The organism is Monashia sp. NPDC004114, assembly GCF_053603855.1.
Genome location: NZ_JBSGGK010000002.1, coordinates 272,214 through 297,875, shown reverse-complemented (window position 1 = coordinate 297,875; position 25,662 = coordinate 272,214). Strand labels below are relative to the sequence as shown.

21 protein-coding genes and 1 riboswitch are annotated in these 25,662 nt (G+C 69.7%); of the genes, 10 read left to right on the top strand and 11 right to left on the bottom strand.

Annotated elements, in window-relative coordinates; all coding sequences use genetic code 11:
- Positions 1–213 precede the first annotated feature (213 nt).
- The 4 genes from ACWEOW_RS04145 to ACWEOW_RS04130 all read left to right on the top strand — a co-directional run bounded on the left by ACWEOW_RS04145 (position 214) and on the right by ACWEOW_RS04130 (position 8,331).
- Positions 214–2,502 (top strand): immune inhibitor A domain-containing protein, encoded by a 2,289-nt coding sequence (locus tag ACWEOW_RS04145; protein ID WP_452267886.1) that lies wholly within the window; start codon positions 214–216, stop codon positions 2,500–2,502.
- Positions 2,503–2,683: 181 nt separating this feature from the next.
- Positions 2,684–4,021: a type I glutamate--ammonia ligase gene (gene glnA / locus ACWEOW_RS04140; RefSeq protein WP_452267885.1), complete on the top strand. Its 1,338-nt coding sequence runs from the start codon at positions 2,684–2,686 to the stop codon at positions 4,019–4,021.
- 6 nt (positions 4,022–4,027) lie between these two features.
- Positions 4,028–7,060 carry a bifunctional [glutamine synthetase] adenylyltransferase/[glutamine synthetase]-adenylyl-L-tyrosine phosphorylase gene (locus tag ACWEOW_RS04135; RefSeq protein WP_452267884.1) on the top strand — a complete coding sequence of 1,011 codons (3,033 nt, stop codon included), beginning with the start codon at positions 4,028–4,030 and terminating at the stop codon, positions 7,058–7,060.
- The gene (locus ACWEOW_RS04130) at positions 7,057–8,331 is read left to right on the top strand and encodes an MFS transporter (protein ID WP_452267883.1); all 1,275 of its coding nucleotides are present in this window, start codon (positions 7,057–7,059) and stop codon (positions 8,329–8,331) included. The genes ACWEOW_RS04135 and ACWEOW_RS04130 overlap by 4 nt, the downstream gene beginning before the upstream one ends.
- A 93-nt stretch (positions 8,332–8,424) precedes the next feature.
- Here the strand turns inward: ACWEOW_RS04130 and ACWEOW_RS04125 are convergent, their stop codons facing one another.
- Positions 8,425–8,868, bottom strand: a complete 444-nt coding sequence (locus ACWEOW_RS04125; RefSeq protein ID WP_452267882.1) for a DUF1810 domain-containing protein — start codon at positions 8,866–8,868, stop codon at positions 8,425–8,427.
- A gap of 147 nt (positions 8,869–9,015) precedes the next feature.
- A riboswitch (cyclic di-AMP (ydaO/yuaA leader) is annotated at positions 9,016–9,164 on the top strand.
- 160 nt (positions 9,165–9,324) lie between these two features.
- On the opposite strand from ACWEOW_RS04125, the gene ACWEOW_RS04120 reads away from it, so the two are divergent.
- Positions 9,325–9,696 (top strand): hypothetical protein, encoded by a 372-nt coding sequence (locus ACWEOW_RS04120; RefSeq protein WP_452267881.1) that lies wholly within the window; start codon positions 9,325–9,327, stop codon positions 9,694–9,696.
- Between the two features lie 75 nt (positions 9,697–9,771).
- On the opposite strand, the gene ACWEOW_RS04115 is transcribed toward ACWEOW_RS04120, so the two are convergent.
- Together ACWEOW_RS04115 and ACWEOW_RS04110 are read right to left on the bottom strand one after the other, a co-directional pair.
- A complete protein-coding gene (locus ACWEOW_RS04115) occupies positions 9,772–10,071 on the bottom strand; it encodes an ANTAR domain-containing protein (RefSeq protein WP_452267880.1) in 300 nt (99 codons plus the stop codon).
- Between the two features lie 276 nt (positions 10,072–10,347).
- The gene (locus ACWEOW_RS04110; protein ID WP_452267879.1) at positions 10,348–11,892 is read right to left on the bottom strand and encodes a hypothetical protein; all 1,545 of its coding nucleotides are present in this window, start codon (positions 11,890–11,892) and stop codon (positions 10,348–10,350) included.
- A 385-nt stretch (positions 11,893–12,277) separates the two neighbouring features.
- Between ACWEOW_RS04110 and ACWEOW_RS04105 the strand changes: the two genes are divergently transcribed.
- On the top strand, positions 12,278–12,631 hold the full coding sequence (locus ACWEOW_RS04105; protein ID WP_452267878.1) for a tyrosine-type recombinase/integrase: 354 nt from the start codon (positions 12,278–12,280) through the stop codon (positions 12,629–12,631).
- Between the two features lie 30 nt (positions 12,632–12,661).
- Entirely contained in the window at positions 12,662–13,150 is a 489-nt protein-coding gene (locus ACWEOW_RS04100; RefSeq protein WP_452267877.1) for a glyoxalase, read from the top strand.
- 165 nt (positions 13,151–13,315) lie between these two features.
- Here ACWEOW_RS04100 and glnA (ACWEOW_RS04095) read toward each other — a convergent pair whose 3' ends face one another.
- Entirely contained in the window at positions 13,316–14,740 is a 1,425-nt protein-coding gene (glnA, locus tag ACWEOW_RS04095; protein ID WP_452267876.1) for a type I glutamate--ammonia ligase, read from the bottom strand.
- 177 nt (positions 14,741–14,917) lie between these two features.
- On the opposite strand from glnA (ACWEOW_RS04095), the gene ACWEOW_RS04090 reads away from it, so the two are divergent.
- Complete coding sequence (locus ACWEOW_RS04090) at positions 14,918–15,400, top strand: RDD family protein (protein WP_452267875.1); 483 nt, start codon at positions 14,918–14,920, stop codon at positions 15,398–15,400.
- Positions 15,401–15,425: 25 nt separating this feature from the next.
- On the opposite strand, the gene ACWEOW_RS04085 is transcribed toward ACWEOW_RS04090, so the two are convergent.
- From ACWEOW_RS04085 to lipB, 5 genes are all read right to left on the bottom strand, one after another.
- Positions 15,426–16,154: a DUF4191 domain-containing protein gene (locus ACWEOW_RS04085; RefSeq protein ID WP_452267874.1), complete on the bottom strand. Its 729-nt coding sequence runs from the start codon at positions 16,152–16,154 to the stop codon at positions 15,426–15,428.
- 5 nt (positions 16,155–16,159) lie between these two features.
- Complete coding sequence (lipA, locus tag ACWEOW_RS04080; protein ID WP_452267873.1) at positions 16,160–17,185, bottom strand: lipoyl synthase; 1,026 nt, start codon at positions 17,183–17,185, stop codon at positions 16,160–16,162.
- A 161-nt stretch (positions 17,186–17,346) separates the two neighbouring features.
- Entirely contained in the window at positions 17,347–18,414 is a 1,068-nt protein-coding gene (locus ACWEOW_RS04075; protein WP_452268029.1) for an ABC transporter permease subunit, read from the bottom strand.
- Between the two features lie 5 nt (positions 18,415–18,419).
- Entirely contained in the window at positions 18,420–19,382 is a 963-nt protein-coding gene (locus ACWEOW_RS04070; protein WP_452267872.1) for an ABC transporter ATP-binding protein, read from the bottom strand.
- 70 nt (positions 19,383–19,452) lie between these two features.
- Positions 19,453–20,112: a lipoyl(octanoyl) transferase LipB gene (gene lipB, locus ACWEOW_RS04065; RefSeq protein WP_452267871.1), complete on the bottom strand. Its 660-nt coding sequence runs from the start codon at positions 20,110–20,112 to the stop codon at positions 19,453–19,455.
- 119 nt (positions 20,113–20,231) lie between these two features.
- On the opposite strand from lipB, the gene ACWEOW_RS04060 reads away from it, so the two are divergent.
- Both ACWEOW_RS04060 and ACWEOW_RS04055 read left to right on the top strand, forming a co-directional pair.
- Complete coding sequence (locus tag ACWEOW_RS04060; RefSeq protein WP_452267870.1) at positions 20,232–21,302, top strand: Gfo/Idh/MocA family protein; 1,071 nt, start codon at positions 20,232–20,234, stop codon at positions 21,300–21,302.
- Between the two features lie 68 nt (positions 21,303–21,370).
- On the top strand, positions 21,371–22,879 hold the full coding sequence (locus ACWEOW_RS04055; protein WP_452267869.1) for a protein kinase domain-containing protein: 1,509 nt from the start codon (positions 21,371–21,373) through the stop codon (positions 22,877–22,879).
- Here ACWEOW_RS04055 and ACWEOW_RS04050 read toward each other — a convergent pair.
- Positions 22,857–23,765, bottom strand: coding sequence for a TIGR01777 family oxidoreductase (locus tag ACWEOW_RS04050; RefSeq protein WP_452267868.1), 909 nt, complete (start codon positions 23,763–23,765; stop codon positions 22,857–22,859). The two genes, ACWEOW_RS04055 and ACWEOW_RS04050, sit on opposite strands and share 23 nt — an antisense overlap.
- 25 nt (positions 23,766–23,790) lie before the next feature.
- Complete coding sequence (gene sucB / locus ACWEOW_RS04045) at positions 23,791–25,644, bottom strand: 2-oxoglutarate dehydrogenase, E2 component, dihydrolipoamide succinyltransferase (RefSeq protein ID WP_452267867.1); 1,854 nt, start codon at positions 25,642–25,644, stop codon at positions 23,791–23,793.
- Positions 25,645–25,662: the final 18 nt, after the last annotated feature.

The window sequence follows — 25,662 nt, the reverse complement described above, 5'->3', positions numbered from 1 at the left end:
CCGGGCGAGTGACCGCCCGTCAGGGCGGCGTGTCCCAGCCCGCGCGCCCGGGCGTCGGCGCACGTGGGATCACCGCATCTCATGACATCCCATGACATCAATGGCATTTCCATGATTTGGCAAAGTCTGGGCTCTTGTCCCCTTTTCGCCCACGGTCTGTGCTCTGATACGCCAGGCGCCGGATCCGGCGTCGCAAAACAGGAGGAACAGATCTTGAACAAGCGTCAGTGGAGCGCTGTGTCGGGGCTGGCCGTGGGGGCGCTCGTCGTCACCGGGCTGACCGTCCCGATGCAGGCTCAGGCAACGCCAGTCGCGAAGGCGCCCGTCAGCAGTGACCCTGCTGAGGCGCAGGCTTCGCAGCCAGACAACCTGCCGAACCCGTTCGCCGAGGCCCAGGCAGCCGAGCGCAAGGACGCCGTCACCAAGCTCGTCAAGGGCGAGGCAACGACCACGACGATCGGCGGCAACCGCGTCATCGAGGTCAAGAGCAAGAACGGTGCGTCTCGCTACATCAACTACCCGGTGAACCGCGAAGAGGACATCTTCACGATCCTCACTGACTTCGGCTCGGAGACCAAGGCCGGGTTCAGCACGGCGCCGGGGCCGGTGCACAACGAGATCCCGGAGCCCGACCGGAACTGGGACGGGAACGCGACCGACGACAACTCCACCAACTGGACGTCGGACTTCACGCGGCAGCACTACATCGACATGATGTTCGGCGAGGGGGAGTCGTTCAAGGACTTCTACCTCAAGCAGAGCAACGGCCGGTTCCTCGCCAAGGGCGACGTGTCCGACTGGGTCAAGGTGCGCTACAACGAGGCCCGCTACGGCGCCAAGAACAACGCCGACGGCTACTGGAACTACATCCAGGACACGGCGACCGCCTGGTACGACGCGCAGAAGGCCGCCGGCAAGAGCGACGCCGACATCAAGGCGTATCTGGCGCAGTTCGACAAGGTCGACCGCTACGACTACGACGGCGACGGCAACTACAACGAGCCCGACGGCTACATCGACCACTTCCAGGCGATCCACGCCGGTGAGGGCGAAGAGGCCGGCGGCGGCGCCCAGGGTGTCGACGCGATCTGGTCGCACCGGTGGTACGCCTTCTCCAACATGGCGGGCCGGACCGGCCCCGACTTCAACAAGCTCGGCGGTGTGCAGCTCGGCACCTCCGGCATGTGGATCGGTGACTACACGAGCGAGCCGGAGAACGGTGGCCTCGGTGTCTTCTCGCACGAGTTCGGTCACGACCTCGGCCTGCCGGACCTCTACGACACGGCGGGCGGCGACAACGGCACCGGCTTCTGGACGCTGATGAGCGGCGGCTCGTGGCTCAACCACGGCACCGACTCGATCGGCACGACGCCCGGCTACATGGGCCCGTGGGAGAAGCTGCAGCTCGGCTGGCTCGACTACAAAACGGTCCCGTTCGGCACCGACATGACGGTCAAGCTGGGCCCGGCCGACAAGGTCAGCAACACGAACTACCAGGCCCTGGTCGTCCCGCTTCCGGCGCGCACGGTCAAGACGGCATACAACACGCCGCACTCGGGTTCCGCCGAATGGTGGGGTGGCTCGGCCGACAACCTCAACACGACGATGACCCGCACGCTCGACCTCACCGGCAAGACGTCGGCGTCGGTCTCCGCGTGGGTGCAGGGCGATATGGAGAAGGACTACGACTACCTCTTCGCCGAGGTCTCCGCTGACAACGGCGCGACCTGGACCCAGGTCGGCTCCGCCCTCAACGGCACCTTCGGCTGGACAGAGAAGTCGTGGGACGTGTCGGCGTTCGCCGGCAAGTCGGTCCAGTTCCGCTTCCGCTACAACACTGACGGCGGCGTGCACTACAAGGGCCCGTTCATCGACGACATCACCGTGACCCTCGATGGTGTCGCCGGCACCACCGACGACACCGAGTCGGGTGCGGGCGCGTGGAAGGCCGCTGGGTTCTCGATCATGGATGGCACGACGGCGCGCCAGGTCCAGGACATGTACCTCGCCGAGAACCGCACCTACAGCGGCTACGACGACACGCTCCGAACCGGCCCGTACAACTTCGGATGGAGCACGAAGGCAGACTGGGTCGAGCGGTTCCCGTACCAGAACGGCATGCTCGTCTGGTTCGCCAACGGCGAGTTCGGCGACAACAACACGGCCACCCACCCCGGTGGCGGCCAGGTCCTTCCGGTCGACGCTCGTCCGGCGCCGATCATGCTGGACGGCAACGTCAAGCTCGGCAACCGGCGCCAGCCGTTCGACGCGACGTTCGGCCAGGAGGCGACCGACGCCGTGACCTTCCACCGCAACGGTGTCGCCACGGACGTCCCGTCGTCGCCCGCCATCCCGACGTTCGACGACTCGGACCCGAACCGCTACTGGTCCGCGGACAACCCCGGGGCGTCCACGAAGGTTGCGGGCTCGGGCACGACCATGACCGTGGCCAAGACCGTCGACGGCGGCAACGAGCTGCAGGTCAAGGTCCAGTTCAAGTGACCGACAGGCACACCGCGTGACCGCGTGGGCCCCCGGAAGACCCCTCCTTCCGGGGGCCCACGCACGCCCGCTGCGTATGCCGTCCGGTCCCTCGGCGGCATACCGGGCCTTCGCCACGGCTCGCGTCCCAAACCTTGTGACTCTTAACGTCGCTGCAACACGCATGCGGCAGGATCGACATATGAACCGTCAGGAAGAGTTCGTGCTCCGGACCATCGAGGAGCGCGACATCCGCTTCGTCCGCCTCTGGTTCACCGATGTGCTGGGCACTCTGAAGTCAGTGGCGGTCGCGCCGGCCGAGCTCGAGGGCGCCTTCGCCGAGGGAATCGGCTTCGACGGCTCGGCCATCGAGGGCCTGACTCGCGTCTACGAGGCCGACATGCTGGCCAAGCCCGACCCCTCGACCTTCCAGATCCTGCCCTGGCGCGGTGACCCGCCGGGCACCGCGCGGATGTTCTGCGACCTGACCCTGCCCGACGGTTCACCGAGCTTCGCCGACCCCCGCCATGTCCTGCAGCGGGCGCTCGGCCGGGCCGCCGACCTCGGCTTCACCTTCTACACGCACCCGGAGATCGAGTTCTTCCTGCTGGAGCAGGAGCGCGGGCCTGACGGCCGCCCGGTCCCGGTCGACGACGCCGGGTACTTCGACCACGTTCCCCACGGCACGGGCCACGACTTCCGCCGTGCCGCGATCACCATGCTCGAGAACATGGGCATCTCGGTGGAGTTCAGCCACCACGAGGGCGCACCCGGCCAGAACGAGATCGACCTGCGCTACGCGGACGCACTGTCGACCGCGGACAACATCATGACCTTCCGGACAGTCGTCAAGGAGGTCGCCCTGACCCAGGGCATCTACGCGACGTTCATGCCGAAGCCGTTCTCGGAGCACCCGGGCTCGGGCATGCACACCCACCTGTCGCTCTTCGAGGGCGACGCCAACGCCTTCTACGAGGCCGGCGCGCCCTACCAGCTGAGCAAGGTCGGGCGGCAGTTCATCGCCGGGCTGCTCCTCCACGGCGCCGAGATCACGGCGGTGACCAACCAGTGGGTCAACTCCTACAAGCGACTGTGGGGCGGCGGAGAGGCACCCGCGCACCTGACCTGGGGCCACAACAACCGCTCCGCGCTCGTGCGGGTGCCCATGCACAAGCCGAACAAGGGGCAGTCGACCCGCATCGAGGTGCGGTCGCTGGACGCCGCGTGCAACCCGTACCTCGCCTTCGCGGTGCTGCTCGGGGCGGGACTGAAGGGGATCGAGGAGGGGTACGACCTGCCGCCGGAGGCCGAGGACGACGTCTGGAGCCTCACCGACTCCGAGCGGCGCGCGATGGGCATCAAGCCGCTGCCCGCCTCGCTCGACCGGGCACTCGAGGCGATGGAGCAGAGCGACCTCGTCGCCGAGGTGCTCGGCGAGCATGTCTTCGACTTCTTCCTGCGCAACAAGAGACAGGAGTGGCTGGACTACCGTCACGAGATCAGCCAGTTCGAGCTCAACCGCTACCTGCCCCGCCTCTGACGCAACGTGTCATCTCGCACCACGACGACCGAGGGCCAGCTCGCACGGCTCGGCTTCGCCGACCCCGCACGCGCGGCGGCACTGCTCGACGACCCGACGCTCCTGCCCTTCCGCGCGACCGCGCCGGACGGCCGACTGGACGCCCTCCTCGCGACTCTCGGCGACAGCGCGGACCCTGACCAGGCACTCCTCGGGCTGGTCCGAGTGGCGGAGTCCCTTGCAGCCAAAGGCGATCCGGCGGACTGGGGCATCACTGCGCTTGCGTCGGAGCTGGCCAGCGATGGCGTCGGCAGGGATCGAGTCGCGCATGTCCTCGGGGCCTCCGGCGCGCTGGTCGACGAGCTCGTCCGGCACCCGGAGCACTGGCTGGACACGGCGCGGGCCACACGGCATACCGGGGACGAGGTGCGCGAGGAGCTGGTGCGTGCCGTCACGGAGGAGCGCGGTGACCGCACGGCCGTCGACGCACTCCGGGTCGCCTACAAGCGTGGCCTGCTGCGCATCGCCGCCCTCGACCTGACCTCGACCGACCCGCTCGCCGAGATGCCCGTCGTCGGCGAGGCTCTCGCTGAGCTCGCGGAGGCGGCCCTCGAGGCGGCCCTGGCCATCGCGCGGGAGGAGTACGGCGACGGCCACGAGGCGTGCCGGCTCGCGATCATCGGCATGGGCAAGACGGGCGGCGGCGAGCTCAACTACGTCAGCGACGTCGACGTGATCTTCGTCGCCGAGCCCGCCGAGGGGTTCGACGAGGACACCGCCCTGCGTGTCGGCACGGCGCTCGCCACAGCGACGATGCGCGCCTGCTCGACCCCGACCCCCGAGGGCAGTCTCTGGCCGGTCGACGCGGCCCTGCGTCCGGAAGGCAAGCAGGGGCCCCTCGTGCGCACCATCAGCAGCCACAAGGCCTACTACGAGCGGTGGGCAAAGACGTGGGAGTTCCAGGCGCTGCTCAAGGCCTGGGTCTCCGCGGGGGACAAGGAGATCGGGCTGCGCTACAAGGCCGAGATCTCGCCGATGGTGTGGGAGGCCGCCAACCGCGAGAACTTCGTCGAGGACGTCCAGGCGATGCGGCGCCGTGTCGAGCAGAACGTGCCCGCCAACGAGGCCGCCCGTCAGCTCAAGCTCGGACCCGGCGGCCTCCGGGATGTCGAGTTCAGCGTCCAGCTGCTCCAGCTGGTCCACGGACGCACGGACACCAGCCTGCGCTCGGCCACGACGCTCGAGGCCCTCGGCGCCCTCGCCAAGGGCGGCTACGTCGGGCGCGAGGACGCCGCGACCCTCGACCGTGCCTATCGCCACCTGAGGTGCCTCGAGCACCGGATCCAGCTCCACCGGCTCCGTCGGACCCACCTCATGCCGGTGACCGAGGCCGACCTGCGTCGCCTCGGCCGGTCGATGGGACATCGGACACACCCGGAGCAGGCCGTGGTCGCCGACCGCATGGCCTCCGCCCGGGAGGTCCGCCGGCTCCACGAGCGGCTCTTCTACCGTCCGCTCCTCGCGGCGGCGGCGAAGCTGAGCCCGACCGAGGCCCGACTGAGCCCCGAGGCCGCCCGCGCGCGCCTGCTCGCGCTGGGCTTCCGTGACCCGGCGGGCGCCATGCGGCATATCGAGGCGCTCACCACCGGTGTGAGCCGCCGGGCGGCGATCCAGCGGACGTTGCTGCCCGTCATGCTCGGCTGGTTCGCGGACGAGGCCGACCCGGACGCCGGCCTGCTCTCCTTCCGTCGCGTGTCCGACGAGCTGGGCACGACCCACTGGTACCTCAAGATGCTGCGCGACGAAGGCCGGGCCGCTGAGCGCCTTGCACACTGCCTCGCTCGCAGCCGGTACGTCGCCGACCTGCTGGTGCGCTCACCCGAGAGCGTGTCGATCCTCGGCGACTCGGGCGGCCTCACCCCGAGAAGTCGCGAGGCGCTGACGACGACGATGCAGTCGGCCGCACGACGGCGCGAGACGGCGGCCGACGCGGTCGCCGCGGTCCGGGCGATCCGGCGTCACGAGCTCCTGCGCATCGCGATGGCCGACCTGGTCGGAACGATCGACCTCCGGGGCGTCGGGGACGCGCTGACCGACCTGACGGCGGCGACGATCCAGGTCGCGCTCGACGCGACGGTGGCTGAGGCGGAGCGCCGTGACGGGCGGCCGCTTGCGGGCGACATCCTCGTCGTGGCCATGGGCAGCTTCGGTGGCCGAGAGCTCGGCTACGCCTCCGACGCCGACGTGATGTTCGTGCACCGTCCCCACGAGGGAGCTCAGGACAAGGACGTCCAGACCCGCGCCACCTCGATCGTCCAGGAGCTGCGCAAGCTGCTCGCAGGCACTGGGCCCGACCCGGCGCTCGGCATCGACGCGGACCTGCGCCCGGAGGGCAAGAACGGTCCTCTCGTGCGCAGCCTCGACTCCTACCGGACGTACTACGAGCGGTGGGCCCTGACGTGGGAGTTCCAGGCACTGCTGCGGGCGACCCCGATCGCTGGACCCGAGTCGCTCGCCGCGCGGTTCCGGGAGCTCATCGACCCGTTGCGGTGGCCTCCGCACGGGCTGGACGCCACACAGGTCCGCGAGATCCGCACGATGAAGGCACGGGTCGAGAGCGAGCGTCTGCCACGCGGCGCCGACCCGCGCACCCACCTCAAGCTCGGGACGGGAGGGCTCACCGATGTCGAGTGGACGGTCCAGCTGCAGCAGCTGCTGCACGCGCACCAGCGTCCGTCGCTCCGGGTGACGGGCACCATGGCCGCCCTGACGGCCATCGGTGACGAGGGCCTCATCGGAGCTGAGGACGTCAAGGCCCTGCGCGAGGCGTGGCGCCTCGGTGCACTCATGCGCAACGCCGGCGTGCTGTGGCGCGGGCGCCCCACCGACGTCGTGCCTGCGGACGTCCGCGACGCCGACGGCATCGGGCGCATCATGGGCCGCCCGGCAGGCGAAGCGGCCTCGCTGGGGGAGCTCTGGCTACGGGTCGCGCGTCGGTCTCGTCACGCGACCGATTTCAACTTTTACGACTCACCACCTCGGGGTAGCGTCGTCACGTGAATCCGAGTCAGGGGCACGACGGCAGTGCGCCCACCTACGCAGCCGTGCTTCGGGTTCCGCGGTACCTGCCGATCTTCGTGGCCAACGCGCTGTCCATGTGGGGCGACTACATCGCGCGCGTGACGATCGCTGCCGTCGTGTTCGAGCGCACCCGGTCACCGCTGGCGACGGCCACCACCCTGGCCGTGAGCCTCGTGCCCAGCTTCTTCGGCCGCAGCCTCGTCGGGCCGATCGTCGACCGGTTCCCGTACAAGTGGGTGCTCATCTGGTCCTACCTGCTGCGCGCCACCTGCGTGCTCGGCCTCATGGTCCTGGTCGTGGCCGACACCGGCCTGTGGAGCGTCTTCGTCGCTCTCTTCGCCCTGGAGCTCATCGGTGGCGCCGCGACGGCCTCGAACATGATCCTGCTCACCGACCTCTTCGAGGACCGGCGTCTCTACGCGCGCGCGGTCGGCCTCGGCGCGATGTCGGAGCAGTGCAACCAGGCGTTCGGGCTCGCCATCGGCGGAGGGCTGGTCGCCCTCCTCGGCCCCGAGGCCGGCCTGCTCTTCGACCTCGTGACCTTCGTGCTCGCCGCGATCGTCATCCTCGTGGTGGTCCAGCTGCGACCTGTCACCGGGCAGCGTGGCAAGGGCCTGCGCGGCTTCGCCCATGACCTGTTCACCGCCGCGGGTGATCTCGCACATCACCCCGTGCTCGCCCGGCTCGTGACCCTGAGTGCTGTCGCCAGCCTGGGGATCGCCGCTCCCGAGGCACTCGCGATCCCGATCGCGGGGGAGAACGGCTGGGGTGGGTGGGGTGGCGTCCTCATGGCCGCTCCGATCGCCGGCGCGGTCATCGGGATCGTGCTCATCGGCCGACCTGACGTGCAGCGCCAGAACCGGTCGATCGTCCCGCTCGCGCTCGCCATGCCGCTCCCGCTGCTCGCGACAGCGTTCCACCCGCCGATCATCGTCATCGCGGCGCTGTTCTTCGCGAGCGGGATGATGCAGGCGTTCATGGTGCCGCTACAGGCCACGTTCGCGCTCGTGACCGAGCCCGAGCTGCGCGGTCGCATCTTCAGCCTGGCCGGCTCCGTCTCGATTGCGGCCGCCGGTCTCTCGTTCCTGGCCGCCGGCTGGGTCGGGCAGCACACCAACCCCTACATCGGAGTCACGATCTGCGCAGCAGTGTGTCTCGCCCTCGTCGCCCTGCTGTCGGCCAGGTGGCCGCACCGCCGCGTGCTCACCGAGGTCGACCGTGCGTATGCGTCCTCCTCGCACGCCGCCTGACCGACGGGAAACTCCCAGCAGCCGCCAACGCAGGCGGAGACTGCCGGCAGAGTCTGCCGCTGCCCGGTGCCTTGCCGGGTGCGGTGCGCTGCGTCAGGAGCCGAGGATTCCCAGGGTCGCGTCGTCGCGACGCCCGTCGAAGTAATGGTCCAGGACGCTTGCGAAAAGGCTTGCCGTGTCAGGGTTTTCGGCCGCCCGCTCGAAGAGTGTCATCGACGAGCGGAGCTTGACGGCGTCGATCGAGCCCAGCACTGACCTCGCGTCACGGGTTGTGAGCTGATCGACCGCACGTGCGCACTCCATGAGGCGTGGTCCGAGGACGGGGTGAGCGAGGTAGGCGCGTGCCTCGGGCAGGCCCGAGACGGCATACAGCTGGGAGGTGGGGCTCTGCCCGAGCCCGGCAACCTGGGGAAAGACGTACCACATCCAGTGGCTCCGCTTGCTCCCGGCGCGGAGCTCGGTGAGGGCCCGAGCGTAGGTGCCCCCACGGTCCTGCGCGGAGACGAACCGAGCCAGGTCGAACGGGTCATCGGTCACGATTTGTCCAGTACACCATCAGGCCCATTCTGCGCACATCAAACACACAGATTTCCATATTCCGAGATCGTGTTGGTTACCGTCGACGGCGCAGTAGCTCGCCCGGGTCCTTCGGGCGAAACACCGGTACGCCAAATCCTGCCCGCCGGTGGAGCACAGTCGATTCACCGGGGCAGGAGCGGGGGACCCACATGTGGGCCCGTCAGAGGACTGGTCCTTGGGGTGAAGCCGCGAGAGCGGCCGGGCATCTTCCGCCCGAACCCGACAGCTCACCTTACGGCTGAGCGTGCGGCTCCCAACCGTCTTCGTGTCACCGCGCTGCTGGCCGGATGCCGTCGTGAGAGACCTCCGTCGCTGGGACGCGCGTCGGGCGGGTATGAGACTACGGCCGGACCTGCCGAAGCACGGCGGACCGGTCCGATGACCCAGAACCGCGAGGTGAAGGAGCCGAGGACGATGAGTGTGACCAGCTTCCAGGACCTGCCACTGGCCGACCGCGACCGCGAGTGGGACGGAGCCGCCGCGGAGAAGCGCGTACGGAAGTGGGCAGGCGCCGCGGACAAGCCGAACGAGAAGTACCGGTCTGCCCACCTCTGGTACGACTCGGACAACAAGGACAACTTCACGGCATACAAGCTGCTCGTCTGCGACGTCGTGGGCGGACGCCTCGAGGCGGTGCCGCGCGGTGTCATGGCAGCCGCAGCCGTCATGCAAGGGTCGCGTGGTGGGGTCGACCTGCCCGACTCCGACCGGGACCGTGTCAAGAGCCACCTGGCGAAGTACTACGCCAAGATGGGCGAGGACGCGCCGTGGGAGCGCGACGACTGACTGCAAGGATTGCGCGCCGACGCAGCCCGGGTCGCCGCTGGGTGGGGTTGGGGCGCGGACTTCCTCCTCGAGGGCTCAGGCCGGGATCTTCGCCTCCGTCTCGAGAGCCCCCACCTCGACCACGTCGTCGGCGATCTGGTGCAGCTTGCGGTTCTGGCACTGGCTGGCCGTGCGGAGCCTGTCGAAGGCACGCTCGCGGGTGACCTTCTCCGTCGACATCACGATCCCGATGGCCGCACCGATGCTGCGGCTGGTCTCGAGCGCACGCTCGAGATGCATCGTCTTGTTCCGAAGCAGCTGGACCTGGTGCGCGAGCTGGTCGCGCTCGTCCTGCTCTGCGTCCCAGTCCCTACGCGGGCCTCTATGTCCTCCCATCGGTTCACCTCCGGGCGTCACATGCCACGCATAGCCGGGTCTAGACCGCGTCAGCAATCAACCCACACTACGCCGGCAGTCCGAGCCTCACCTGAGTGCTACCTCACGACCACCGCCAGCAACAACCAACGACCGTCCGGGTATGGCCCAGGCGGCGACGCCGTGAGGTCAAGCCAGCGCCTCCGGCGTGGCTGCACCAGTTGGAACCGCCCGCGTTGCCGAGATGGCAACGCGGGCGGCATACGCCTGCTTCGGGTCAGCCGTAGTCAGCCGCACTCAGCCGCACCACGGGCGGTGCCACTGGTGGACGAAGGCCTGCGCATAGAGCTGGAGGTACGCCCGGCGGTAGCTGCTCGACCCCGCCCACGTTCTCGCCTGGTCGGCGATGAGACATCGGTGCGCCACGGCAACCGGGTCGCTGCTTCCCGTGATGAGCTCAGACTGAGCGCGCTCCCAGATCATGACCCCGTCGTTCTGGCGGGCGACGGCGACCTCGCTGACGTCGGCGGGCCAGACCACGACGCCGGCCAGGAGCGCGACGACAGCGAGTCCCCGGACCACCGCCTGGTCGGTCAGCCTCGTGCGCTCGCGGGGGAGCACCAGGAAGACCGCGAGCAGCCCGGCCGCGCAGGCCCAGATCCACGGAGTGCCGCGGTAGGTCGCCCCGGGAAAACGGACGATCTCGTGCGACTGCGCCGAGACAGACAGGATCGCTGCGGCGGCGAGGCTCGACGTGCCAAGCGCAGCGGCCAGCAGCAGGAGTGGCTGGCGATCCTCGACCGCCGCGAGCGCCGGCCTCTGGCTCGCGCCGCGCAGGGCCACGACCAGCCCGAGGCCGAGGACCAGGCCCCACAGCCACCCGGTCCCGGTGAACGGCCACGGGTCGGGGAGCCCGCCGCTGACGTTGTGGAAGGCGTACGGCACGCCGGTGCCGGGAACGGCGTTGAGCAGCTGCAGCCCGAAGACCTTCGCGACCGGGCCCGAGAGGTCGACGGACAGACCGGGGTATACGTCGCGGACGTTGGCCCCGATGATCAGGCGAGTCGCGACGACAGCCGCAAGCCAACCTCCCGCCAGGAGCCCGATGATCAGGGCACGTGAACGGCGTCGCGCCGGCCCGATGCTCGCGACGAGGACGACGGCGAACGGGATGGCGGCCCAGTGCAGCTCATAGCTGAGCATCACCGCGATGCCGAGCACGAGGAGTCCGGCGCCCGCCAGGCTCCGCCCGAGCAGGCCCCAGCCGTCCCACCGGCGCAGCACCCACAGCGCCGCGGCGCCCACAAGGAACATCAGGACGATGCCGCCGATGCAGAGCACGACGAAGGTCGTCCATCCGTTGCGCCCGGGCGAGGTCGTCGTGATGCCGAGGACGAGCAACATGGTGAACACGAGCGTCATGCGGCTCTGGGTGCCTCGGTCGAGGGAGGCGCCGCCCCGGCGCTTCAGCTGCCGCACCAGCAGGACGAAGGAGCCGACGACGGCGGCGAGCAGGACGCCCTTGATGAGCCCATGGACGACGAACAGCGGCAGTCCGGACGCGAAGGTGAACTGCATCCCGAGCAGGTACGTCACGTGCTGCTCGAGAGCGCCGACTGGCGCGATCCGGCCGGCTTCCAGCCGCCACTGGATGTCGTTGATGACCCACGGCAGGACACCGAAGACGTTGTCGTTCATCCGCGCCGGCGCCGCCGCGTAGTGGTAGCGCTCGTCTGACAGCACGGGCGCAAAGATCCAAGGGAGGAGCAGCCCGAGGGTGCCGACCACGATCAGACCCCAGCCGAGGCGCGCCGGGATAGTCCGCTTCTCTACACGAGCCACGCGCGTAGCCTAGAGGGCCGTATGCCGCTGCTTCGCCTGCTCGCAGCCGACTCCGGGCGAAGACTCGGCATCGTTCCAGGTTGCCTCATCGGGCGTTGCTGTCTGGTCTCGCCACCTACAGAATCCAGCCGGTGATGGATCTGGAGCGGATTCTGCCGCCAGTCTCCTACTAGCTCCCACCGCGGCTGGATCCTGTAGTGAGGCAATGGCTGTCGCCGGCGCCCAGCGGCACGACAATCGACCAGATGGTCAGGTGTCGCGACCCGTCGGCGACATGGACCGCAACAACCTGCCACCTGGTCGACTGTTGCGCCGCTCGCCGTTCACGCTCAGGGCAGGTCGCCGCGGCCGTCGCCGATCAGGGCCAGCGCGAGGCTCATGGCCTGTGCACGGTGGCCCTTCGCTGCACAGCCCGTTCGTGGTGTCCGACGGCTTCGACGGTGGCGCGTCGCCGTGGTCGATCCGCCGCGCCGTGACCGCGCACCGGGTTGAGGCCGGGATGCCTCCGGGCTTCAGGCTCCACGACCTGAGGCACTACTTCGCCTCGGCGCTCATCGCATCCGGTGCGGACATCCAACTGGTCTCGTCCATGGTGCGGCACGCCGACGCGACGATGACCCTTCGGGTGTACTCGCACCTGTTCCCGTCCGACGACGCGCGAGCACGGGCGAAGGCCGCGGAGGTGTTCGGGGTGCGTCCGGCGGAACCCCCGCGGGCGTTGAGTCCGAGCCGAACCTAGGGTTCCACCGACCGCGCGATCAGGAGCCAGATGCGTGCGTCGACGCCGATCGATAGTGAAGGCTATGTTCAAGCGTGCCGACGCAGGAGGTTGATCATGAAGATCGAGTCCATCACCAGTGTCGCCGTCATCACGCCCGATGCGTCCGCCAGTCAGGCGCTCTACCTGGATGCTCTGGGGCTACCGCTCGAGCGACTCGACGGTGACTACCTCGCAAGCGGAGAAGTAGCCGGGTGCAGCCACTTCGGTGTTTGGCCGCTTGCACAGGCCGCGGAGGCTTGTTTCGGTACGCGCACGTGGCCGGATGACCTGACGAGACCGCAGGTGAGCGTCGAGTTCGAACTGGCAGACGCGACCGCGGTGTCCGAGGGAGCACAGGAGTTGCGTTCTCGCGGGTATGACCTTCTGCACGACGCCAAGACTGAGCCGTGGGGACAAGTCGTCGCGCGTCTGCTCTCACCCGAAGGTGCCGTCGTTGGCCTGTCCTACGCACCGTCACTGCACGACAACACGAGCTGACGACACCCCATGATCGAATGAGTGGTGTTGGGCACGTCCGCTGATCGGCAGATCCGGTCGACGTCGCCCGCCGCGTGACCATCGTGTGGCCACACATGCGCATACCGGCACAAACCAAAACCGCCCCTGACGGCGTTTGCGCACGTCAGGGGCGGTTTCCGTTTCTCAGATGTCGAAGTACATCTCGAACTCGTGCGGGTGCGGACGGAAGCGGATCGGGTCGACCTCGTTCTTGCGCTTGTAGTCGATCCACGCGGCGATGAGGTCCTCGGTGAAGACGTCGCCCTGGACGAGGTACTCGTGGTCGGTCTCGAGGGCGTCGAGCACCTCGGGGAGCGAGCCCGGCACCTGGGCGATGGCGGCGTGCTCCTCGGGCGGCAGCTCGTAGAGGTCCTTGTCCACCGGCTCCGGCGGCTCGATGCGGTTCTTGATGCCGTCGAGACCGGCCATCAGCTGGGCGGCGAACGACAGGTACGGGTTCGACGACGGGTCGGGCACGCGGAACTCGATGCGCTTGGCCTTCGCCGAGGTGCCCGTGATCGGGATGCGGACGCACGCCGAGCGGTTACGAGCCGAGTAGACGAGGTTGACCGGGGCCTCGTAGCCCGGCACGAGGCGGTGGTACGAGTTGATCGTCGGGTTGGTGAAGGCGAGCAGCGACGGGGCGTGCTTGAGCAGGCCGCCGATGTACCAGCGCGCGAGGTCCGACAGTCCGCCGTAGCCGCGCTCGTCGTAGAACAGCGGCTCGCCGTCCTTCCACAGCGACTGGTGCGTGTGCATGCCCGAGCCGTTGTCACCGAAGATCGGCTTCGGCATGAACGTCGCGGTCTTGCCCACCTCCCAGGCGGTGTTCTTGACGACGTACTTGAACTTCATCATGTCGTCGCCGGCGTGCAGCAACGTGTTGAAGCGGTAGTTGATCTCCATCTGGCCGGCGGTACCGACCTCGTGGTGGCTGCGCTCGACGGCAACATCGACCTTGGCGAGGTTGAGGCACACCTTGTCGCGGAAGTCCGCGAAGTGGTCGACGGGGGAGACCGGGAAGTAGCCGCCCTTGTAGCGGGTCTTGTACCCCTTGTTGCCGCCCTCCTCTTCGCGGCCGGTGTTCCACGCGGCCTCGATCGAGTCGATGAAGTAGTAGCCGGCGTTCTGCTTCGTCTCGAAGCGGACGTCGTCGAAGACGTAGAACTCGGCCTCGGCGCCGAAGTAGGCGGTGTCGGCGATGCCCGTCGACTTGAGGTACTCCTGCGCCTTGATCGCGATGTTGCGCGGGTCGCGGGCGTAGCGCTCGTCGGTGAACGGGTCGAGGATCGAGAAGTTCATGACCAGCGTCTTCTCGGTCCGGAAGGGGTCGATGAACGCCGTGGCGGGGTCCGGGACGAGCTTCATGTCCGACTCGTGGATGGCCTGGAAGCCGCGGATCGAGGAGCCGTCGAACATCTGGCCCGTGGTGAAGAAGTCCTCGTCGACCGTCTCAGCCGGCACGTTGAAGTGCTGCATGACACCGGGCAGATCGCAGAACCGAATGTCGACGAACTTGACGTCCTCGTCCTTGATGAACTTGAGGACCTCGTCAGCTGAGCTGAACATCCAACCTCCTGAATGTGGGTCGAGGTCGTCGCATGCAGAAACAGGCGACGGCCTCGTGCTGTCGGGCTCGACCCTACTCAGGGCCGATTTCTCGGCCATGACCCGCATGTTTCGCCGGTGTTACGGATGGGCAGGCCCAGGCAAAGTCCACGGTTGACATCTCGTTACGCTGGTCCCGTGGTGGACCGCAAGGACTTCGGCTCGTGGCTCGAGGGGCCCCGAGCGCGCACGCAGCAGCCAGGTGAGTACCGCGGCCAGGCGCTAGGTATGCCGGAGCGCGGGCCGGGCTCGATCGCGGGCTTCGGCGTCCGCTTCGTCGGCGTGCTCATCGACTGGGCGATCGCCTCGCTCATCGCCAAGGGCCTGTTCGGCGTCCCGCTGCCGTTCTCGCAGCCACCGGCGACGGGCGGCCAGAACTTCGTGGTGCTCGGCGTCTTCGCGGTGATGACGCTGCTGCTCGTCGGCACGCTGGGCAACACGATCGGGCACCGGATCATGGGCCTTCAGGTGCACTCGGTCGACGGTGGCCGGGCGATGCCGCTGCAGGTGCTGACCCGCACCGTGCTGCTCTGCCTCTTCCTACCGGCGATCGTGTGGGACCGCGACGGCCGCGGCCTGCACGACAAGGTGCCCAACACGGTCATCGTCCGCACCCGCTGACCGACACGGGGAAGGCTCGCGTCGTCTACTTTCCGCGGAGGGCGCGGCGGTCCATCCGCGCCTTCGTCGGGTCGACGCCCGGCGGGAGCGGCGCACGCAGCCCGCCGAGGGCCTTGAGCCGCTTGTTGACCATCGCCATCTCGTCCTTGGTGATCTGCGGCTTGAGGCGCTGCACCTTGCTCGCGATCTTCGACAGCGGGATCTCGTCGTCGCCGTTGCCGACGCGCAACGTGGTCACCGGGACGCCGGGTGCGACGCGCTCGACCCGCTTCTTCTCCGCGGCGAGCAGCTTCTGCACGCGGCCTGTGGGCCCTTCGCCGACGAGCACGACGCCCGGACGGCCGAGCGCGCGGTAGACCATCGCGGCAGAGCTGATGTCGCCCGTACGGGCCACGTCGGCGGCGACCGGCTCGCGGTCGGTGTACCAGCCGCGACGGATCGAGGTGAGCGCGGCACCTGCGGCGCCGGCCTGACCCTCGATCTGAGAGTAGGCAGCACGCTCGGCACGACGACTCATCAGGATCGTCGCCGCGAGGATCCCGAACAGCACACCGAAGATGCCGAGGAACACCGGCATCTTGAAGATGAGGCCGATGACGAGGAACACGGCGAACACCGCCAGGAACGCCAGCAGCATGTACCACCCGATATTGGGGTCACTCTGCTTGGTGATCCGGTAGACGTCGCGGATCTGGGCCAGCCGGCCCTGCTTCTTGTCCTCGGGCGCGGTGTCGCCGTCCTTCTTGCGTGCCATGGTGCTCAGGATACGGCTGCCTGTGCGCGAGCCACCAATGACGCCGCCTCTTGGCGGGCCGGCGACTCGGCGGCGTCGGCCAGGTGGGCGAGGTGGGCGGGGATCTCACGGCCCCACTTGCGCATGGCCGTCGCCCAGAGGCGCCCGGCGCGGTAGGAGGACCGCACGAGCGGACCGGCCATGACGCCCTTGAAGCCGACCTGCTCGGCCAGCTCCGACCAGTGCACGAACTCCTCCGGCTTGACCCAGCGGTCGATCGGGTGGTGCAGCTTGGACGGGCGGAGGTACTGCGTGATCGTGAGGATGTCGCACCCCGCGTCGTGCAGGTCGCGGATCGCCTCGTCGATCTCCGCGTCGGTCTCGCCCATGCCGAGGATGAGGTTCGACTTCGTCACGAGACCCGCCTCGCGGGCCATCGACAGCACCTTGAGCGACTTCTCGTACGTGAAAGCCGGACGGATCCGGCGGAAGATGCGCGGGACCGTCTCGAGGTTGTGCGCGAACACCTCGGGACGGGCGTCGAACACCTGCCCGACCAGCTCCGGCTTGGCGCCGAAGTCGGGGGGCAGGATCTCGACCCCGGTGTTGGGGTTGAGCAGGTGGATCTGCCGGATCGTCTCGGCGTAGAGCCCGGCGGCACCGTCGGGCTGGTCGTCGCGAGCGACGCCGGTGACCGTGGAGTACCGCAGCCCCATCTGGCGCACCGACTCGGCCACGCGCCGCGGCTCGTCCAGGTCGAGGTCACGCGGGCGTCCGGTCGCGATGTCGCAGAAGTCACAGCGCCGGGTACAGATGTCGCCGCCGATGAGGAAGGTGGCCTCCCGGTCCTCCCAGCACTCGAAGATGTTGGGGCAGCCGGCCTCCTGGCACACGGTGTGCAGACCCTCGGTCTTCACCATGGAGTGCAGGGCGGTGTACTCCGGGCCCATCTTGGCCGTCGTCCGGATCCAGGACGGTTTGCGCTCGATGGGGGTCTCGGCGTTGCGCGCCTCGACGCGCAGCAGACGGCGGCCGTCGGGGGCGACAGTCACTGGCTCTCCTTGGTCGGGTGATGCTGCACCCACAGGTTACGCCCCCGCCGGGGAGCCCCTGACCACCGAGGTATGCCGGCCGGTGAGGCCCGTCGCACCCGCCGCCGCCGCGCGTGGCGGGCCTGTCGACGTCGACGTCGGCCCGAAGTCGCCGCCGATGCTCAGCTGACGTCGCGGCGACGGAAGGCGAGCAGTGCGGCGGCCACCCCGAGGGCGCTGACGATGACGAGGTACACCCAGCCGTGGGTGTAGCTGTTCGTCAGCTGTTCGGACATGCACTCGGTCGGCTTGCAGACCGTGGCGTAGTACGTCGAGCCGTCGTGGACGAACGACTCCACGTTGGTGCGCATGAACCACGGCTGCCAGCGCCCTCCGGACAGCTCCGAGGCGATGAGTCCCTCCGCCACCACGGTCCAGGCCAGCACGGTCCCGATCACGCCCGCGGTCGAGCGGAGCAGGATGCCGATCACGGCGCCACCCAGCCCGCCGAGTGCGACCACCACCCCGACGCGCAGGAGCTCCTGCGTGATCGTCCCGGTGCTCGGGCCGTCGGGCAGGGCCAGGTCCGAGTCGGGGCGGTTGATGGTCGTGATCATGGTGGCGCTGAGGATGGCCAGGCCGATGGCGACGGTCGCGATGCCGACGCCGGCGAGCGTCGCGGCGACGAGCTTGGAGGTGGCAACGCGGACCCTCCGGGGCACGAAAGTCAGCCAGTTGCCGAGGGACCCGGTCGCGTACTCGGCCGCGACGAAGCTCGCGCCGAGGATGAATGCCAGGAACGCGAACACGTAGAAGCCCTCGACCGCGATCGACCGGATGATCTCGTCCTTGGCCAGGTTGGTGAGCCCGAACTGCTGCAGCGTCGGCGGGTCGAACATGTGGTCGCAGCCGAAGTCAGCGGGAGCGCCGTCTTGTTGCGACTGTGCCTCGCTCTTCTTGCAGTCGGCGAGCTGCTGGGCCTTCTGCGCGGGGTCGAGCTGTGCCTGGTCCCGCTGCATCTGCTCGACCATCGAGTGGTACTCGTCCACGCGCTGGGCGATGTTCTCGGGCGTCGTCTCCTGGTAGATCGAGAACGTCGCCATGCCGACGACCGCGAAGATCGCGACGATGACGGCCTTGGTGAGCCGACGCCACCAGAGTCGTCGCAGCTCGACGCCGACGAGACCGACGAACGAGGTGCCGGTCGGCCGGACGTCCGAGCGCGGCCGCGAGTCGGAGCCGGCCAGCATGCTGGTCACGCCGCACCTCCCATGAGTCGCCCGCCTGCGGCCCGGTCCGCTGCGCTGCCCAGGCCTTCCTCTGCCGTGAGCGCCAAGAACGCCGACTCGAGGTCGGGCCGGATCGGCACGAGCTCGCTGACGAACAGGCCATGTCCGGCCAGCGCCCGCGTCACCGCCGATGGGTCGTCCGTTGTGACGATCAGGTGCCGGCCTTCGCGAGTGACGGTGAGACCCTCGGCCTCGAGGACCTCGTGTGCGCGTTCGGGCGACGCGACGCCCACCTTGACCTGCGCGACACCCTGCCCGCCGAGGATGTCGCTGACGACGCCCTCGGCCAGGAGCGAGCCATGCCCGATGATCGACACGGTGTCGGCGACCTGCTCGACCTCGGCCAGGATGTGTGAGCTGACAAGCACCGTCTTCCCTTGTGCGCCAAGCGATTTCATCGTGTCGCGCACCTCCCTGATACCTGCTGGGTCGAGGCCGTTGGTCGGCTCGTCGAAGATGAGCAGGTCGGGGTCCTTGAGCAGGGTGGCCGCGATCGCGAGGCGCTGCTTCATGCCCAGCGAGAAGCCGGCATACCGGTCGCGGGCACGGTCGTGAAGGTGGGTGGCCTCGAGCACCTCGTCGACCCGGTGCCGCGGGGTGCCGATGGCACCCGCGAGGAGCGTGAGGTTCTGGTGCGCCGAGAAGGCCGGGAAGAACTTCGGGGACTCGACGATGGCCCCGACCCGGTCGATGACGGCGGGAAGGGTCCGCGGCACCTCGTGCCCGAAGATCTCAGCGGTTCCCGAGTCTGCCCTGGCCAGGCCGAGCAGCATTCGGATCGTCGTGGTCTTGCCCGAGCCGTTGGGGCCGAGGAAGCCGTGCACCCCGCCGTGCGGGACGGTCATCGTGAGCCCGGCGACGGCGACGCGGCGGCCACCACGGCTCAGGTAGGTCTTGCGCAGATTGACGGTGCGGACGGCGACGTCCATCGAGTCCCCCTTGGGCGCCCATGAGTTCGGTCTGGGTCAGGCACACCCTAGGCGGTCGGCACGGGATGCATCAGGCGGGGACACGCCCGTTCGGCCGGAGAGCTGGAACCAGGTCGGACAGGTGCTTCTCGACGTGCGGGAGTACCTCGACCACCGGCACGTCCCGCCCCAGCTCGAACGACAGTGACGTGACACCCGCGCCGACTATGCCGCAGGGGATGATGACCTCTCCCCAGGACAGGTCCGGGTTGCAGTTGAAGGCGAAGCCATGCATGGCGACCTGACGGCTCACCCGGATGCCGATGGCGCCGATCTTGCGACGCGGACCCCGCTCGTCGGCGGCGATCCACGTCCCGCTCTCGCCCTCGACCCGGCCGGCCTCGACCCCGAAGTCCGCACACACCCGGATCATCATCTCCTCGAGCGTCCGGACATACCCGACGACGTCGATCGGGGCCGGCAGCCGGACGATCGGGTAGCCGGTGATCTGGCCCGGTCCGTGCCAGGTGATCTTGCCGCCGCGGTCGACGTCGATGACCGGCGTGCCGTCCTTGGGACGCTCCTGGGGCTCGGTGCGCTTGCCGGCGGTGTACACCGCCGAGTGCTCGAGCAGATAGACGGTGTCGGGCTCTTCGCCGGCTACGACCTTCGCGTGGGTGTCGCGCTGGACCTGCCACGCCTGCTCGTAGTCGACGAAGTCAGGGTCGAGCCCGAGGTGCACGAAACGCATGGCGTCAGCGTACGCGCGCCGCGCGACGGGTCCGCACCCGTCCGAGGCTGCGCCGACTCAGCCGCCCTCTCCGCCGCGGTTCGTTTGCGCGCGAGCCTCGGACGGCATACAACCTCGGTATGCCGCCTTCCGACGTCACGTCCGCCCCGTCCCTTCGCGTCGGCCTCGTGGGCTACGGCTCGGCCGGCCGTGGGATCCACGCTCCACTGATCGTTCGGGCCGGGCTCACGCTCGCGGCCGTGTCGACGTCCAACCCGACCCGTGCCGAGGAGGTGCGCGCCGAACACCCGGATGCGGTCGTCGTGCCCGACCTCGACACGCTGCTTGCGCTCGACGGAGTCGACGTGGTCGTGCTCGCGTCGCCGAGCGGCGTTCATGCAGAGCAGGCCGAGCGTGTCATCGGCGCCGGTCTGCCCCTCGTGGTCGACAAGCCGCTGGGGGTGGACGCGAGGAGCGCACTCGACGTCGTCGACCTCGCAGCGCACCACGGTGTGCCCCTGACCGTCTTCAACAACCGGCGGTTCGACCCCGAGCTGGCGGCCCTCACCCGCGTCCGGGACGACGAGCTCGTCGGCGAGATCTGGCGCGCAGAGTATCGCTGGGACCGTTGGCGGCCTGTGCCGAAACTGCGGTGGCGCGAACAGGTCGGCCCGGAGGAGGGAGGCGGGCTGCTGCTCGACCTGCACACGCACCTCGTCGACCAGGCGGTGCTCCTGCACGGCGAGGTCGAGGCGGTCTACGCCGAGGCCGACTCGCGAACCACGGTCGCGGAGGACGACACGTTCCTGGCGTGCCACCACACCTCCGGCGTCGTCAGCCACCTCATGGCGAGCTCGGTCAACGGCGCTCCCGGCCCTCGCGCACGCGTGCTGGGCTCGGGTGGCTCCTACATCATCGGCAAGCAGTTCGACGACGTCAGCTCGTTCACGGAGTTCTTCAACCAGGGGGATGCGGTCGGGTGGGTGGTCCGCGGAGACGAGCGTGAGCCCGGTCCGGTCGTGACCGGAGCTGACCAGGCGGACTTCTACCGTGCGGTCGCAGCGGCCCTGGCGACCGACGACCCGCAGGCGACGATGCCGGTGGACCCGCGCGACGCGGTGCACGTGCTGGCTGTGATCGACGCGGCACGCGTCAGCGCCCGCGGCTGCCGGGTCGTGGACGTCGTGACGCCGGGCGAGGTGCCCGACTGACCGAGACGTCCCTCCCTGCCTGTGGATGACGCCCACGCGGCTGGGCGCGGTGCTGCTTGCATGGACGAGTGACGGAGCGACAGCAACCCTTGGCGGTGCCGGGCTATGCCCTCGGGCGGGTGATCGGCGAAGGGGCGAGCGGCGTCGTGTGGTCCGGGACCGGTCCCGGCGGTCGACCGGTCGCCGTCAAGGTGCCGCATCTGCGGGCGGATGCATCGGACCTCGCGCAGGCACGGGTCGAGCAGCATGTCCTCCGTGCCGTCCGACACGAGCATCTGGTTCCGCTGCGCGACGCCGTCGCTCTCCACGACGGCCGCACCGCCCTGGTGTTCGACCTCGTCCCGGGCCAGGCGCTCGCGGGCATCGTGCGATCGCGCGGGCGCCTGCGCGCGGGCGAGACCGTCACGGTCCTGACGCCCATCTGTGAGGCGGTCGCGGCGATCCACTCCGCCGGCGGACTCCACGGCGACCTCTCTCCAGGCAACGTCATGGTCACGCCTGCTGGCCGGCCCGTCCTGCTCGACCTTGGCTCCACGCGCGTCGTCGGTGCGGAGCCCGGGCTTGTGCACGGCACGCCGGGATTCGTCGCGCCGGAGATCCGCGCCGGCGACGAGCCCTCGATGGCCACCGATGTCTACTCCCTCGGGGCGCTCGCCTGGTTCTGCGCCACGGGCAACGGGGCCCCCGACACGCCGCTGCGCCTCGACCCGGAGGTGATCGAGAGCCACGTCGGCCCAGCGCTCGCCGGGCTGATCAGCGCCTGCATCGACCCGGATCCTGCATGCCGCCCGACCTCGGCTGAGCTGCCGCGGCGCTTCTTCGACGCCGCTGTGCCCGAGCCGGTCGAGGTCGTCCTCGACCTGGACCCGGCCGCGGCCCTGACCCACCGGCTGCGCGAGACGGCCGGCCACGACGCCGTCGGTCCGGACGCCGTGGCGGCGCGAGACCGCGGCTCGTGGAAATGGCTCACCCGTTCAGGCGTCGCCGCCGCTGCTGCCCTCACGCTCGTCGCCGCCGCCGGCTGGGCACTGGCGGCGAGGGTGCCGCCCGGCGCCACGACACCCGGCAGTGTGCCAACTGGGAGGCCGGTCGCACGGGCCGCTGCCGCCACCGTGGGCGGTTTGGGCACCCCATCGGCCAGGTCGGGCGCGCGGCGTGGGGACCAGGTGGTGTCGGCGCCCGGGTCTCCGTCGGTCCGGCCATTCGCCCTCCTCCAGGCGCTGAGCGACCGTCGGGGCCGCGCGCTCGTCCGGCGCGACACGGTGGCGCTCGCCGCGGTCCATGCCGACGGGTCGCCGAGCGCCCTCGCGGACCAGCAGCTCGTGGCGTCGATGCGCGAGTCGGGGACTCACTGGGAGGGCCTGCGGTCCCAGGTCGCCGACGCGAAGTTCGTGTCAGGGACAGGCCGCATGGCAGTCGTCCGCGCCCGAGTGAGCTGGGCGGCATACGTCGTCGTCGACTCAGGTGGCGTGCGCCATCAGCGGGCGGCCGAGCGCGGCGACCTGCTGGACTTCCGCCTCCAGTGGGGCGCAGCGGGCTGGCGGATCGTCTCGATCAGCGCTGCACGAGCCAGCTGACCGCAGTGTCGAGGTCGCGGTGCTCGAAGTCGAAGCCCGAGCTGTGCAGGGCTGCCGGCTCGACCCGCTGGCTGGCCAGGATGGAGTCGGCGAACTCTCCGACGACGACGCGCAGCGCCAGCCGCGGCGCGGGCAGGACGGCGGGACGCGACAGCGCTGAGCCGATGGCCCGGGCGATGTCCTTCTGTCGAGCCGGCTGCGGCGCCACGACGTTGAACGCCCCGGTCAGCTCCGGCCGGTCCACCAGGTGCGTGATCGCCCGGACCTCGTCGACGAGGGTGACCCATGGCCACCACTCCGTTCCCGACCCCAACGGGCCGCCCAGCCCGAGACGCGCCAGACGCAGCAGCGGCTCGAAGGCGCCGCCCTGGCGCGACATGACGAGCCCGCTTCGGACCCAGGCCACGGGTATGCCGGCGCTCACCGCCGGCTCGGCGGCGGCCTCCCAGCGGGTGACCAGGCCGGCGAGGAAGTCGTGCCCTGCCTCGCTCTGCTCCGTCAGGACCTCGTCGCCGCGGTCGCCGTAGTAGCCGACCGCCGAGGCGTTGACGAGGCGGACCGTCCGGCCGGTGCGAGCACGGTGAGCGACCAGGGCCTGTGCGATCGTGCCGGTCGCGTCGGTGCGGGAGCGCTCGACCTCGCGCTTGTGCTCCGGGGTCCAGCGCCGGTCGCCGATCCCGACCCCGGCCAGGTTGACCACCGCGTCGACGCCATCCAGGGCGCTCTCTTCGAGGCGGCCGCGCTGTGGGTCCCACCCGACCTCGTCAGGTGTCGTGGCATCCCGGCGCACGACCCGCAGCACGCTGTCACCTCGGTCGGTGAGATGACGACGAAGCGCGTCGCCGATCAGACCGGACGAGCCGGTGATGGCAACGCGCTTCGTCATGATCACAACCCTGGGAGGCCTCTGCTCAGGCCTCGAAGCGGCCCTCCTCGAGGCGGGTCTTCATGGTGCCCAGGAAGCGGGCAGCGTCCGCGCCGTCGACGATGCGGTGGTCGTACGACAGTGCGAGGTACATCATCGAGCGGATCGCGATGGTCTCGCCGCCGTCGGGGTCGGTGACGACGACCGGGCGCTTGACGATCGCGCCCGTGCCGAGGATCGCGACCTGCGGCTGGTTGATGATCGGGGTGTCGAACAGCGCGCCCCGGCTGCCGGTGTTGGTGATGGTGAAGGTGCCACCGGCCAGGTCGTCGGGCGTGATCTTGCTGTTGCGGGTGCGCTCGGCCACATCGGCGATCGCCCGGGCGAGCCCGGCGATGTTGAGGTCACCGGCGTTCTTGACGACCGGGACGATGAGGCCCTTGTCGGTGTCGACGGCGATCGAGAGGTTCTCCGAGCCGTGGTAGACGATCTCGTCGCCCTCGACGCTCGCGTTGACCATCGGGTGCGCCTTGAGCGCCTCGGTCGCGGCGAGCGCGAGGAACGGCAGGAAGCTGAGCTTGACGCCCTCTCGCGCCTCGAAGTCCCGCTTGGAGCGGTCGCGGATCCGGGCCACCTTCGTCAGGTCGACCTCGACGACCGTCGTCAGCTGCGCTGACACCTGCAGCGACTCGACCATGCGCGTGGCGATGACCTTGCGAAGCCGGCTCATCTTCTCGCGCGTGCCGCGCTTGGGGGAGACGGTCGCCGACGGTGCAGCGGCCGCCGGAGCGGCCGGAGCCGCCTGGGCGGACGGGGCCGCGGGCTGCTCCGGGGCCGGAGCTGCGGGGGCCTTGGCTGCCTCGGCAGCATCGAGGACATCCTGCTTGCGGATCCGGCCGCCGACGCCGGTGCCCTTGATGCTCCCGAGGTCGACGCCGTGCTGGCTGGCCAGCTTGCGTACGAGGGGCGTGACGTATGCCGCAGCCTCGTCGCGGGAGGCGGCGTCCCCGGACCCGTTGCCCTCGGGTGACTGCTGCGCTGCGGGACGCTCGGCGTCGGCCGGAAGCCCGGCGGGTGCGGGAGCTGCTTCCGCCGCCTCGGGAGCCGCTGCGGGCGCAGGCGGTGCCGGCGGAGCGGGAGGTGCGGCGGGAGCGGGAGCCGGGGCCTGCGGGGCCGGAGCGCTCGACGCCTGCGGCGCGGCGGAAGCGGCGGCTGCCGGTGCGCCACCGCCGATGATGGCGAGGTCGCCACCCACCGGCACCGTCTCGTCCTCGCCGACGAGGATCTTGGTCAGGGTGCCCGCGAACGGGGACGGGATCTCGGTGTCGACCTTGTCGGTCGAGACCTCGAGGAGCGGCTCGTCGACGGCGACCTCCTCGCCCTCGGACTTGAGCCAGCGAGTCACGGTGCCCTCGGTGACGGACTCGCCGAGAGCCGGCATCGTCACGGTCTGGCCGCCGCCACCCGACTGCGCAGCTGCCGCAGGGGCCTCAGCTGCGGGGGCTGGCGCGGCGGCTGCGGCCTCGGGCTCGCTCGTGGCCGGCGCCGGCTCCTGCTCGGTGCTCGGTGCCTCGGCGGCCGGTGCCGGCTCCTGCGCGGGTGCGGCCTCCGGAGCGGGTGCCTCGGTGGCGGCAGGCGCGTCGCCCCCGCCCGGCGCTGCTGCTACGTCGCCGATCACGGCGAGGTCGGCGCCGACGGGCACCGTGTCGTCCTCCTGCACGAGGATCTCCTGCAGAGTGCCCGCGACAGGTGAGGGGATCTCGGTGTCGACCTTGTCGGTCGAGACCTCGAGCAGCGGCTCGTCCACCTCCACGCGGTCACCGACGTTCTTCAGCCAGCGGGTGACGGTCCCCTCGGTGACGGACTCACCCAGGGCCGGCATGGTCACGCGATCTGACATGACGTGTTTTCTCCTCTT